The organism is Bradyrhizobium guangzhouense (assembly GCF_004114955.1).
In the GTDB taxonomy this organism is placed as follows: domain Bacteria; phylum Pseudomonadota; class Alphaproteobacteria; order Rhizobiales; family Xanthobacteraceae; genus Bradyrhizobium; species Bradyrhizobium guangzhouense.
In genome coordinates, this window is the sequence record NZ_CP030053.1 from 6,125,009 (window position 1) to 6,136,898 (window position 11,890).

General features: G+C 62.4%; 10 protein-coding genes, 1 tRNA gene and 1 pseudogene. 8 read left to right on the top strand and 4 right to left on the bottom strand.

The genetic code is table 11. The features are described 5' to 3' along the window. Positions 1 to 151 precede the first annotated feature (151 nt). From XH91_RS29160 to XH91_RS29175, 4 genes are read left to right on the top strand one after another with little or no spacing between them, the layout of a single operon-like run. Complete coding sequence (locus tag XH91_RS29160) at positions 152 to 1,480, top strand: 5'-methylthioadenosine/S-adenosylhomocysteine nucleosidase (protein WP_164938307.1); 1,329 nt, start codon at positions 152 to 154, stop codon at positions 1,478 to 1,480. A gap of 33 nt (positions 1,481 to 1,513) precedes the next feature. Then, positions 1,514 to 2,452, top strand: coding sequence for a hypothetical protein (locus tag XH91_RS29165; RefSeq protein ID WP_128953795.1), 939 nt, complete (start codon positions 1,514 to 1,516; stop codon positions 2,450 to 2,452). Further along, complete coding sequence (locus XH91_RS29170) at positions 2,453 to 3,889, top strand: GMC oxidoreductase (protein WP_128953796.1); 1,437 nt, start codon at positions 2,453 to 2,455, stop codon at positions 3,887 to 3,889. A 58-nt stretch (positions 3,890 to 3,947) separates the two neighbouring features. Continuing rightward, positions 3,948 to 4,661: a hypothetical protein gene (locus XH91_RS29175; protein ID WP_128953797.1), complete on the top strand. Its 714-nt coding sequence runs from the start codon at positions 3,948 to 3,950 to the stop codon at positions 4,659 to 4,661. Positions 4,662 to 4,786: 125 nt separating this feature from the next. Here XH91_RS29175 and XH91_RS29180 read toward each other — a convergent pair whose 3' ends face one another. Beyond that, a complete protein-coding gene (locus XH91_RS29180) occupies positions 4,787 to 5,572 on the bottom strand; it encodes a substrate-binding periplasmic protein (RefSeq protein ID WP_128953798.1) in 786 nt (261 codons plus the stop codon). A gap of 56 nt (positions 5,573 to 5,628) precedes the next feature. Beyond that, positions 5,629 to 8,022: an ATP-binding protein gene (locus tag XH91_RS29185; RefSeq protein ID WP_128953799.1), complete on the bottom strand. Its 2,394-nt coding sequence runs from the start codon at positions 8,020 to 8,022 to the stop codon at positions 5,629 to 5,631. 444 nt (positions 8,023 to 8,466) lie between these two features. On the opposite strand from XH91_RS29185, the gene XH91_RS29190 reads away from it, so the two are divergent. The 3 genes and pseudogenes from XH91_RS29190 to XH91_RS29200 form a co-directional block, all read left to right on the top strand. Further along, positions 8,467 to 9,186 (top strand): DUF7986 domain-containing protein, encoded by a 720-nt coding sequence (locus tag XH91_RS29190; RefSeq protein WP_128953800.1) that lies wholly within the window; start codon positions 8,467 to 8,469, stop codon positions 9,184 to 9,186. A gap of 45 nt (positions 9,187 to 9,231) precedes the next feature. Then, the gene (locus XH91_RS29195) at positions 9,232 to 9,480 is read left to right on the top strand and encodes a hypothetical protein (RefSeq protein ID WP_128953801.1); all 249 of its coding nucleotides are present in this window, start codon (positions 9,232 to 9,234) and stop codon (positions 9,478 to 9,480) included. Between the two features lie 97 nt (positions 9,481 to 9,577). Then, positions 9,578 to 9,661: pseudogene (locus XH91_RS29200) on the top strand (SEC-C metal-binding domain-containing protein); the annotation flags it as partial. Between the two features lie 523 nt (positions 9,662 to 10,184). Here XH91_RS29200 and XH91_RS29210 read toward each other — a convergent pair. Together XH91_RS29210 and XH91_RS29215 are read right to left on the bottom strand one after the other, a co-directional pair. Then, positions 10,185 to 10,259 (bottom strand) — tRNA-Glu (locus XH91_RS29210). A 219-nt stretch (positions 10,260 to 10,478) separates the two neighbouring features. Then, positions 10,479 to 10,823: a hypothetical protein gene (locus XH91_RS29215; protein WP_128953802.1), complete on the bottom strand. Its 345-nt coding sequence runs from the start codon at positions 10,821 to 10,823 to the stop codon at positions 10,479 to 10,481. Between XH91_RS29215 and XH91_RS29220 the strand changes: the two genes are divergently transcribed. Continuing rightward, a complete protein-coding gene (locus XH91_RS29220; RefSeq protein ID WP_128953803.1) occupies positions 10,822 to 11,829 on the top strand; it encodes an RluA family pseudouridine synthase in 1,008 nt (335 codons plus the stop codon). The two genes, XH91_RS29215 and XH91_RS29220, sit on opposite strands and share 2 nt — an antisense overlap. Positions 11,830 to 11,890: the final 61 nt, after the last annotated feature.

Sequence of the window (11,890 nt, forward strand, 5' to 3'; positions counted from 1 at the left end):
TCCCACTCATCCGCAACCCGGCTTCTTCTCTACCGCGACGGAGATGGCGGCCGCGCTTGCAGCCGGTCTGATGGCCAAGCCGGTTGCGTTTCCTGCGCATCTGGCGCCGACGCTGGACACGCCCAGCGTTCCGCCCGATCCGTCCGAGCCGTTGCCCAAGGCCGACGTCGTCATCGTCACCTGGACGCTCGCCGAAGCGCAGACCCTGGCCACCCTGCTGACGCCCGGCGTCTCGTTCGACAATTGGTATCAATATAAATCGAAGCTCGATCAGTACATCCCACTCGTGATCGGGAAGCGAGCGCCGTTCAACAGTCATAGCAGCGCGAGATTCTTCCATTCGCTAGGGATGTACTATCCGATCAAGCTTGCAGGAAAAAAGGTGATTTGTATCAAGTCGGGCCTTCACCTCGACCATGATACCTACAACCCGGGTCAACCGGCGCCCGCCAGGCTGCCGATGCTCGATTTGTGGAAGCAGATGATCGCGGAGACCGGAGCACAATTCATCGTCACGACCGGTACGGGGGGAGCGATTGGTGCCAACGTCCTGCTCGGCGACGTCGTCGTCGCCAAGGAGACCGTGTTTGATTGCACGCGGCAGTTTGTCCAGAAGCCATTCGCAAAGGCCTCCTATCCCACCACCGCTCTGCCACCCTCCTTCGCGCCGCCGCCGGCCGCAATGCTGGAGATAAATGCGGCCCTGGTCGCCGAAAGCGGCGACCAGCAGCATACGGGTGGACTACCGGCCATCCTCTACGACGGTTCGGTCGTCGCAGAGCCGAAGATCGTGACGACCGACACGTTCGCATTCGACAACACGACAAACTCGGCCGGCTTGCAGGGGCTTGGGCAGGCCTGCGACATGGGCGACGCCTCGCTCGGACTTATCATTGGTGAACTCGGCCATGGCGCACCTGAATGGGCGGCCATTCGCAACGCCTCGGATCCGCAGATCGACGGAACTCTGACGCCGCAGCAACAAGGAAATGTCGCCTTCCATACCTACACAAAGTTTGGCGGCGTGACGTCCGCGGCCAGCGTGCTGGCGACCTGGAGCCTGATATGCTCCCGCTTTCCCGTACATGCATCGGCTGCCGTCGCGATGACAATAGCGGCGCCTGCGCCGGCCAATCCAGGCTTCGTGCTGGAAGCATCGCGACGCCGGGCGATGAGGTCGACGCCCTCTCATCTCCTGCTCCAGATCGCGGCAGGACGCGACTTTTCCGCGAATGACGTGACGCCGGGCGATGTTCCCGCCGATGTCGCGCAAGCGCTGAAACAAAGGATGGATGAAGTTTCGGTCGATCCGCAAGCCAGCGCGATCGACTGGCGCCGCATCGGCTTCGTGGACGAAACCAGCGCGAGATGTGAACTCTACCTTGCACATGTCTCCTGCGACAATCCGGAAGTATTTCGCGGAAGCTACCTGTTCTCCAGCGCATCGCTTGTCGCAAAGGAAGAGTTCGTTTCCAGTTGAGATTCACCCCAGGCGGCCGAGAGAGACATCACCATGGCCACGACCTTGCAGCTCCTCGAGCTTAGCTCGAACAAGGGTAGCTGGACGCTGACCTCAGCGTATTCCGGAACGCCCGCGGAATTCGCGGGCCCTCGCTACGATGCCTTCGTCTTCATTCGGAATGGAGACGATCACATCCTGTGTGCATATCGCGCGGCCGACGGGACGACAGACCTGTTCCAGACCACCCTGTCGGACCCGCCGACCCGTAAGGTCGCATCGATCAATCTCGGGACGGGCTGGTCCACCCTCGATGCGTTCAAGTATTACAACGAGAACTTCCTCATGACTTATCGCCCCGATACGGGGCTATTCGGATTTTTCTCGCTGGGATCCGATCTCGCCATTCGCGGAAAGTACATGTACTCCCGCTTCCATGCCCCGGCGATGTCGCGCGACTTCACGATGGTCAAATCGTTCGTTGCGGGCGGCCGGGTCATCATCATGGGATACGGCTTCGACAGCGGAAGCGTATGCCTCTATCGCATCGAAGGCCTGGTTTCGTCGCAGCCCGGCGCGCCGCCAATCGCAGCTCATACCGTCTGGGATCATGTCTGGGCGCCGGGCTGGACCAGGTTTGCGTTCTTCACGCTGGGGAAAGAGGTTTTCTTCCTCAAGACGAATACCAAGTTTCCAAACGTCAACATCGACCACGTGCTCGACGACCCCGCCACCGGCACGAGCGAGGTAGATAGCAACATGCAGCTCGTCGACGCCCAGACGCTGAGTCTGGTGGCACCGTTCGAACGGGATCAGGGGCATCCGCATTTCGTCGCGTATCGCCCGGACGGGGCGGTCGTCGCATACCGGATCTACAGCACCTGTGCCGGGTGGTCGCAATTGGCCAACGCCAAGGCCGTGGCCGCCGCTCACACCCTGCTGCCTGTCGTGATCGATGAAAAGCAGCTGTTTCTGCTGGTCGCGGAGAGTTAGGTGACGGACCCCGTTGCCGACAAATTGACGGTTGCCTTGACCAAGGTCAGCGCGAGCTCCTTGACGTCCCCGTTCGATGCCGTGGTGGTGGGCGGTGGAAGCGCGGGCATCACCGCCGCGCGCACGCTTGCGGAGGCGGGCAAGCGCGTCGCTCTGCTCGAAGCAGGGCCGCTGTCGCTCTTGACTCATGTCCAGAGCACCGACTTGAGGTTTGATCCCAACCTCGTGCGAGGCGTTCAGCAGGCGCTGTCCTACAGCCCGCAGCTCTCCGGCGGCGGAACGTTCGGATCGCTGATCGGCTGTCTCGGCGGGCGCGGCCTGTTCTGGAACGGTGCGGCCCCCCGGTTCGACGCGGACGATTTCGACGACTGGCCGTTTTCGATCGGCGAGATCGACAATCACTATGAATGGGCGGAAGCCGAGTTTCGGGTCACGACCGAATACAGCGCGGGACGGCTGAGCGATTTGCTGATGGCACGGCTGAAAAGTGCAGGGCTCGACGCGCGCCTTGGTCCATACGCCGTCGATTGCCACAAGACCGCATCCGGCTGGCTGGCCGGAACGGTCGGCAATTCGCTCGCCCCGCTGCTCCGTTCGACCGCGGTCACGACATCCGGGCTGATATCGATATCGACGCGTGCTTTCGCCAGAAAGATTCTCCTGTCCGGCGATACGGCCTCCGGTGTCGAGGCCCTCGACCTCGCGACAGGGGCGGTCCTGCGGGTCAATGCGCACTCGGTCGTGCTGGCCGCCGGCGCCTTCGAATCGACGAGGCTTGCCCTGGCATCGGGTCTGCCGAATCCGCACAATCTCGCCGGCCGTTTCATCTCGGACCACAATTTCGTGCGGGCCTATTATCCGATGAATCCAGCCGATTATCTGGCCGATACGCCGGAAGTTTCGATCATCTGGATTCCCGCCGACAAGACGCGGGACTACCAGATCGAGATTCATCTGCCGTCGGACAATCTCTTTCTGGCCAGGGAACACGGTCCTTGGGCACCCGATCGCGGTCCGTATTATGCGGCAATGGTCCGGAGTTTCGCCCCGATTCAACCACGCGCGGGCAATTTCGTCGAGGCATTGCCAGGAGATGCCCCGGGATCGTATCGCGTGACGATCTCGCCCGACGCGGACGACCAGGCGCTCGCAGCCCGTCAAATGGCGGCGCTGGAGCAGACGCGTTGCGCGCTCGGCGCCGATTCAGCGCAGGTCCAGAACCTGCCGCTCGGTGCCAGCCATCACGAAGCCGGCGGGCTGATCATGGGGCGTGATCCCGCCTCGTCAATGACGGATTCGTTCGGGCGCTTCTGGGCCGTCAAGCGGCTCGTCGTGTGCGATTCCGCATCCTGGCCGAGCGTATCTCCAGCAAATCCGCACCTCACCATCGTCGCGGTCGCGCGACGGCAGGCCACCCAGCTTGCATCCGAGCTCTAGGGGGAACGGCATGTCGAACCAGCCATTCAGCTACGCGACACCCACGTCGGCGATCCGCGTGTTCTGCGGCTTCAACCGGCCCGAATTGAACGAGAGCCAGTTCTTCACCCAACTGGGGCAGACCTTCATGCCCGGTACGCCCTATATGTTGCAGCCGCTCGGACTTGCAGCGTACCTGCCCGGCGTGGTGTCGAATCCGCCCGCCGGACTGCCGCACGAATTTGCCCTGATCTGCTATCCCAGTCCGGCCGCGTGGCGGCATGCCAGCAGCGAAACGCTGCGTGGCCGGGTCTACACCCAGACCCATGGCGGCGTTTACGCATCGCCGCCGTCCGGAGCCTCGTTCCCGATCCTCATGGACGAGCTTCCGCCGACGGCCGTGGATCCGTTTTTCCTTTTCCCGACCGATATCGATTGGCAATACGGCGTCACTCACGTCCTGATCGGATTGAAGAAGGACGCGACGCAAACCGGAAGCCAGTTTCGGGCTGCCCTCCGCGCCGCGCTGGCCGGACTGGTGCCCCGGTTGAAGCAAGGCCGCGTGGATCAGGTCGTGGCCATGGCGCGCGACGACTTCGCCATCGTCTGGTTTCACGGGGAAAGCGCCGAATTCCCCGATCCGATCGATCCCGTCTCGCAGCTACTCAATCATCCGCAGAGCCTGCTTCACGAACGGGTCATTTGCCAGGACGAACCACCGACGGTGACCATCAACCGGAGCCAGGCGTTCAACTTCATCTTCGTGAGAGAGCCGCGCTTCTTCCTGCAATAGCTCATGCGGCAGACGCCCGACCAAATCGGGGGCGCCGACTTCGAGCGGCATCGGCCGACCGGCCCCAAGCCCTGACGTCTGTGGACCGGACGTTGAGACGGAGGCGGCCTGTTCGTCACCCGCGCTCACCTCTCCCGCGCTTGCTGTCTGTACCGTTCCAGCAGGCCCTCCGCCTTCATCTCCTTCAGAACGGCGGCAAGGCGGGGCGCGAGGTCGGCATGGGTCTTGTACAGATATGGATAGAGCACCATCCGGTCGCCGATCGTCAGCAGCGGCCGCACCGAAGTGACGCCCTTGAACTCGGGCGAATAGAGCGCGCTTAGGAGCGCGGCATCGATCTCGCAGAAAAAGTCGACGCGGCCGCTCAACAGCATGCGCAAGCCGTCATACTCGGTCGCGATGCTGGTGAGGCGCGTCTCCGGCACCAGAGATGATAACGAGCGCTGGCACAGCTCGACGCCGCGTCGATAGACGCCGATCCAGTTCGTCGCAGCCAGATCCTCGAGACGCGGCAAGGTCAGCGCCGGATTGCTGGCCCAGATCGCAAACCTCACCTCGTAGATCGACTCGTCGACCCGGACCTGGTCGGGGTGCGTCTCCCCGTAGGCGGGAACGCGCATGAACTGCCCATCGACGGCGCCGGAATCGACCATCGCGCTCACCCGCTGCGTCGGCATCAGGTCGACCTCGAGTGGAACGCCGAGCCGCTTGAACGCCTCCTGGTAGGCGAGCCGCTGCCATTTGCCTTCGTATGTGGTTTCTGGCTGGTCCGTCACCATCACGAACGGACGCAACGATTCCGCACGGAGAGCATGAGGCAGCACCGCCAGCAGCAGGAGAGCCGCGAACAGGAAACACGATCGGCAGTTCTGCAAGCAACGGCCGGATGCATGGGGATGAGAGGATGACATGAAGCGCTCTCGCAGAATCGGTACTTGGCCTCGCAGCACTCAAAGGATCTTGCACATTATTTTGCCGATAGGACCTCGCGGATCATCTGCGCGAGATCAGCTCTTCGGTATGGCTTGCGCAGCAGCGCGACGCCGGTGTCGAGACGTCCGTCGTGGACGAACTCGTCGGTGTAGCCCGACGTGTAGAGCACCTTCATCCCCGGGCGACGCGCTAGCACGGCCTCTGCCAGTTGGCGCCCGTTCATTCCGCCCGGCATGACCACATCGGTGAACAGAAGATCGAACTCGGCACCCTGGTCGACCAGCGCCAATGCCGCCTCTGCGTCGCTGGCGATCAGGGTCTTGTAGCCGAGGCCGCCGAGCTGGGCGATCACATAGCCTTGCACCAGCGGATCGTCCTCGACCACCAGGATGGTTTCCTGGCCGCCGATCGCAGCGACGGCCGGAGCGGATGCCGATTTCGCGGTGGCCTGAATCTCCGAGCGCGGCAGGTAAAGCCTGACCACGGTGCCCCGCCCCTGTTCGCTTTCGATCTTCACGGCGCCGCCGGTCTGCCTGGCAAACCCGTAGACCATCGCAAGCCCCAGCCCGGTGCCGCGGCCGACCCCTTTGGTCGTGAAGAAAGGCTCGAACACCCGACCGATGATGTCAGCCGGAATACCCTGGCCGGTGTCGGCGACCGTGATCATCACGTATGCGCCGGCGCGCACCTCGTCGTCGAACGAGGCAGCGTCATCGATGACCACGTTGGCGCTTTGGAGCACCAGCTTGCCGCCGCCGGGCATGGCATCTCTTGCATTGATCGCGAGATTGACGATCGCCGCCGAAAGCTGCGATGGATCGGCCAGCGCAGACCACGCATCGCCCGCAAGCAGCGTGTCGATCTCGATGTGCTCGCCGAGCATCGGCTTGAGCAGCTTGCAGACATCGAGCACCAGGTCGTTGATGTCGACCTCGCGTGGCTGCAACGGCTGGCGGCGCGCGAAGGTCAGAAGCTGCGAAGTGATCTCGGCGCCGCGCACGGCCGCTTCGTCGATGAGCTGGGCGATCGCGGCGAGCTCGGGCCGGTCGGCTACGCCTTCCTGAATGATCTCGATGGTGCCGGTGATCACCGTCAGCACGTTGTTGAAGTCGTGAGCGACGCCGCCAGTGAGCTGGCCGATCGCGTCCATCTTCTGGGACTGGCGCAACCTGTCCGTGGTGTCGTGCTGCTCGGTCAGGTCGGTGCCGGTGCCGCGATATCCCAGGAAGCGGCCATCGGATGCGAATGCGGGCTGCCCGCTGACGCTGACATGGCGCAGTCGCCCGGCCAGATCGCGCCTCGTGTACTCGAAATTGCGGAACGGCTCGTGACGTTCCAGCACGGCTTCATGTGCGCGCCATTTCTCCGGCTCGGCGCCGCTGTTGATCGCGGTTTCGATGCGGCTCGTGCCGATCAACGCGGCTCGGTCCATCCCGAAGGCATCCAGCCTTTCCGATATGTAGGTGAAATGATGATCCGGTCCGGTTTCCCAGAACCAGTCGGATGCGGTCTCCGCGTAATCGCGAAAGCGCTGCTCACTCAACTGGGCGGCCTGCTCGGCCTTCTGGCGCACAAAGAGGTCTTGCTGAAGCTGCGCGTTCACCTGTTGCAGATCGCCATAGGCGCGCTGCAAATTGGCGCACAAATCATTGAAGGCGTCCGCGACCTTGTCGAGCTCGTCGGGCTTGTCGCGGACTCTCCTGCTCAGCTGCAACGGCGGCGGCGGCCGCGCAAAATTGTAGCTTCCGACAAAGCCGGCGATGGTGATGAGGTGGCGGGTGACCAGGACGTGGAAGATATAGAGGATGAAGAGCGAGACGAGAAACGTCTTGGCCGCCTGGCTCACGAGGATGACGAGAGTCCGGTTCAGGAGATGGCGGCAGACCTCGGTGAGTGTCGCTTCGACATAAAGGATCCCGATCGGACGTTTTATGCCGCGAACCATGTAGTCGAGCGGATATTCGCGGGCGATGCTGGCGCGCGCGCTGCGCTCTCCGACGGAGATGTGAATCGGATCCTTGCGGTCGATGACCTCTCGGACCTCGACTGCGCGGATACCGGGCAGGCGGTGAATGCCGTTGAGCTGGAGCTGGAGCTGGTTCTGGTCGAGCGCCCAAAGGCTCTCGCCGAGGCTCGCAAGGTAGCTTCGGCCGATCTCGTCGAGACGCGTCTCGATAACGCCGACTTCGTGATCGTAGTCGAGGTAAAGTTGAAGCGCGGTCAGCGTCAGCGTGACGAGCGAGCTGAACAGCAGCACGGCGGCCAGCAGGCGGAAACCGACGCCGCTACGCAGCCTGCCGAGGATCTCGGCTGCGCGGAAACCAAGCGAGTTAGACGCGAGCGGCGATCCGATGGCCTGCAAGTCCCCCTTCGCGGCAACGGGCTCAATGGCGTAGCAACCATTGAGATCATTTTCGCCCTTGTCCACCTAGCATTCCCCCCGAAGCATGGACGGAAACCGTGGAGCGCAATCTGCGCCTCGGGGTTCGGTGTGGCAAGCCAACGACCAGCGGGGGGTGAAATCAACCAAGTGTCATCTGAAACCGGCGCGGGCGAACGGAGATTCCAACGGCACCATAGAGTGGAATGGCGTGCCGTTCAGAACAGGCCGAGACTCGTATGTTGTTGAAATATAAATCCAATCATCTTGTGAACACCGACCAATAAATAGGCCGAACAGGCTGAGTGTGCTGACAGCCCTGCCGCTCCCACGATTAAGCGCCTTTCGACCTTGCGAGATGATTTTCCTCGGCTGTGGGAAAGGTGGAACCTGGCGCCTCCGGCCAATGTGAAATCGCGAAATTGGGAGTTACGCGAATCGATCCAGAGCGTAACTTTTGCAGAGGTCGTCGGTCCAATGCGGAGACTTTCTATGGCCCTTCCTCTCGTCCAGCGCCAGCCACCACTGCCTTGGGGTCCCGATATGCGTTCGACGCGGGACGATCTTCTCGACAGGTATCTTCATCTTCGGAAAATCTCCAAGACACTTCACGACGACGTCCTCAGGTCCATCTCTGCCGACGCACTCTTGAGTCAGGCGCGTCGGCTCGGATTGGCACAGGGAAGAACCTTCGTTCTCGACCATGAGGACGAGATGTATTTCGTCTACGACCTCGCCATTTACACGGCGCCGGCCGACCGCTCCCGGGCGATCGACCGCTACGCGAGGCCGGCCCCATTCGCACCGCAATCCGACGAGCGGTTGATGTTGGACGCGATGCGCGCTTCACAGTTCGCGATACTTCTGATCGAACGACCTCACGACTCTGCGGGCCTGATCGTCACCGATATTCTCCGCAACACCAAAGTGTGGCTGCTCGACGTTGGGCTTGAAGCTTCGATGGACGAAGGAGAATTGATTGCGACCAGACTGATCACCCCCGGTCCGTTCTCGATGACCGCCGGCGTCAACGTCCCATTCGAGGTCGAAATGCTCGAAGCAATTTGTGCGATGCTGCCCCGGAGCATCGGCAACAGGGAGCTTAGCCGCATAGCCGAGGACCGACGCTTCGCTGAAGCCGTCTACAAAGCGGGGCTGATCGGCGGCGTCATGGACAAGATGGCTTATATTGACCTGACTGACCAGGCCTGACCTTTCCTGCAAGGTGGGCGCGTTTTTGCATGACACATCGCGCCTTTGAGCGCAGCATGCCGCAGCGTCGTCGATGAGCCGGTTGGCACGCTCGGAGGTTTGACGCATCGCGCCACGGTCAAGGCGAAGGACGGACCAGACCAAGTCGCCGAATGGCTCAAGCTGCTGGAGAACATGACGGCCAAGTCCGGCGATGGCTCCGGCGCGATGCAGTTACAGCTTCGGTTGGATGTGGGAGGAATTGGGTCCGGACGCTCCGGCGAAGAGCGTCAGAGCCTGTTTATCATGACCTGATGTTGCTCGGCGCGGTACCAATGCCGATATCGTCATTGCTGCAAAAAGCTTGGGTCCGGCTCTATCGATGGAGATTCCGTTCATGAACTCGCAGAAGGTCGGACGCAACGACCCTTGCCCCTGCGGCAGCGGCAAGAAGTTCAAGAAGTGCTGCCTCGACGCGCAACGGCTTGATGGGCCGTCGTCGGGATTGCTCCAAGATGATGCCTTGGATCATGGTTTGGATGACGGCTTGGATTTCGTCTCGTCGGCGCTCGAGGAAGCGGAGGGAAGGATGCTGGCGTACGACCCCTTCATTGAACCGGACCGCGAGCAATGGCTTGCACTGGATGAGGAGGAACGGATCGACCTCGTGATGGATTACCATCGGCGCGCCGGAATCCGCTTTCCGCGGCCAAAAGTGCACGCGATCTTCCATGCAATCGTCGAGAGCCAGATTGCCGATCCCGAACTGCCGGTGCGACGCACGCTGGAACGGCTGATGGACGAGGGGCTCGACCGCCACGAGGCCATTCATGCGGTCGGCTCAGTCCTCGCTGCACACATGAACGACCTGATGCGCAAGGTCGAAGCGGGCGGCGCGAAGCCCGACACCGCGGCCGGCGAGGATCCGAATTTGGCTTATTTTGAGGAGCTGAAGGCCCTCACCGCCGAGCAGTGGCTTCGGTCCGGCTGAGCTGCCTGTCAGGGGCGGTCTGGAAAAATGGCGCTCCCTAGGGGAATCGAACCCCTGTTTCAGCCTTGAGAGGGCCGCGTCCTAACCGCTAGACGAAGGGAGCGTGAGGGAGAGGACATAGCCGCGAATTTTGCCGACGGCAAGGTGAGATTGCGGGTTTCAAATGTCTCCGCATGGTCGTCCTGGCGAAAGCCGGGACCCATTACCACATTGAGCAGTTGTGACGCGCAGGGTTAACTCCCAATCTCCGTAACTATACCCGCCCGTGACTATGGGTCCTGGCTTTCGCCAGGACGACGATGGAGGGGTAAACGAGCCGGCCTCACGGCTCATTGGCAAATTTCAGGTTTCCGGTCGGCTTCAGCGTGTGGGCGTCGAAGGTGCGGATCTCGGTGACCCCGCCGATATCCAGGGTCACCATGAGGCGATCGCCGGCAACGCCCGTGGAGATGATTTTGGCGCCTTTTGGCAGGGTGGCGGTGACGTCGCTCAACGGTTCAGTCGCCCTTCCCTCCGACTTGAAAAGGCGGTAGCCCACCGCAATCAGAACGGCGCAGACGGCCAGCGCCGTGGTCAATCCCGCGATCAGCATCATCCGCCGCACCCGCACGAACAGCGCGGTCTGCTCGGGGGTCGGTTCGGGAACAGCGGTATCAGACGTCGTCATGGAAAGCTCAGGGTCAGCGCAAAGGTTGGACGTCGTGGTCGAAGGCGACGAGGGCTCGGCTCGGCTCGACCGCGTGCTGGCGGCACGACTGCCGGATCTGTCGCGATCAAGGCTGAAAGCCCTGATTCTGGCGGGCGCGGTGAGCCTCAAGAACGCCGAGATCCGCGACCCCGCTTATCACGTCGCCTCAGGCGATACGATCAGAATCGACGTGCCGGAGGCGGCCCCGCCCCAGCCCAAGGGCGAGGATATCGCGCTGGATATCGTGTTCGAGGACGACGACATCATCGTCATCAACAAGCCAAAAGGCCTGGTCGTACACCCCGCGGCCGGCCACGAGACCGGCACATTGGTCAACGCGCTGATCGCCCATTGCGGAGGTTCGCTGTCGGGCATCGGCGGAGTGCGCCGGCCCGGCATCGTGCACCGGCTCGACAAGGACACGACCGGGCTGATGGTGGTCGCCAAGAACGACCTCGCGCACGCCTCGCTCACCGCCCAATTCGCCGATCACGGCCGCACCGGACCGATGCGGCGCGGTTACATGGCCTTCGCCTGGGGATTGCCGGGCCGGCACCGCGGCACCGTCGACGCGCCGATCGACCGCCATCCGCATGCGCGGGAAAAGATGGCAGTGCGACAGGGTGGCCGCGAAGCGGTGACGCATTGGGAGCTGTTGGAGAGCTTTACTGGGCGCGACGGCAAGCCGGTCGCGGCGCTGCTGGCGTGCGAGCTCGAGACCGGCCGTACCCACCAGATCCGCGTTCACCTCGCCCATATCGGCCACCCCCTGATGGGGGACGCTGTCTATGGCCCCCATTTCAAGACCAAGGCGAACCAGCTCGGACCCGAGTCGCAGGCCGCTTTGGCGGCTCTCGGGCGGCAGGCCCTGCATGCTTATTTGCTGGTATTGGAGCACCCCAGGACGGGAGAACCTCTTCACTGGGAGGCGGGTCTTCCGGAGGATTTGCTTCTCTTGGAGAGCGCATTGAAAGCGGCGCTATGACGCAGGGGCTTTGAGAAAAGCCTTACCTTACAAAAAGTTATAGCTGCCACACGGGGACGTG

Excerpts from the sequence above, each read along its gene's own strand:
- XH91_RS29215 (WP_128953802.1), bottom strand. The coding sequence starts at position 10,823 with ATGACGACGTCTGATACCGCTGTTCCCGAACCGACCCCCGAGCAGACC.
- XH91_RS29220 (WP_128953803.1), top strand. The coding sequence starts at position 10,822 with ATGGAAAGCTCAGGGTCAGCGCAAAGGTTGGACGTCGTGGTCGAAGGC.
- XH91_RS29180 (WP_128953798.1), bottom strand. The coding sequence starts at position 5,572 with ATGTCATCCTCTCATCCCCATGCATCCGGCCGTTGCTTGCAGAACTGC.
- XH91_RS29165 (WP_128953795.1), top strand. The coding sequence starts at position 1,514 with ATGGCCACGACCTTGCAGCTCCTCGAGCTTAGCTCGAACAAGGGTAGC.
- XH91_RS29190 (WP_128953800.1), top strand. The coding sequence starts at position 8,467 with ATGGCCCTTCCTCTCGTCCAGCGCCAGCCACCACTGCCTTGGGGTCCC.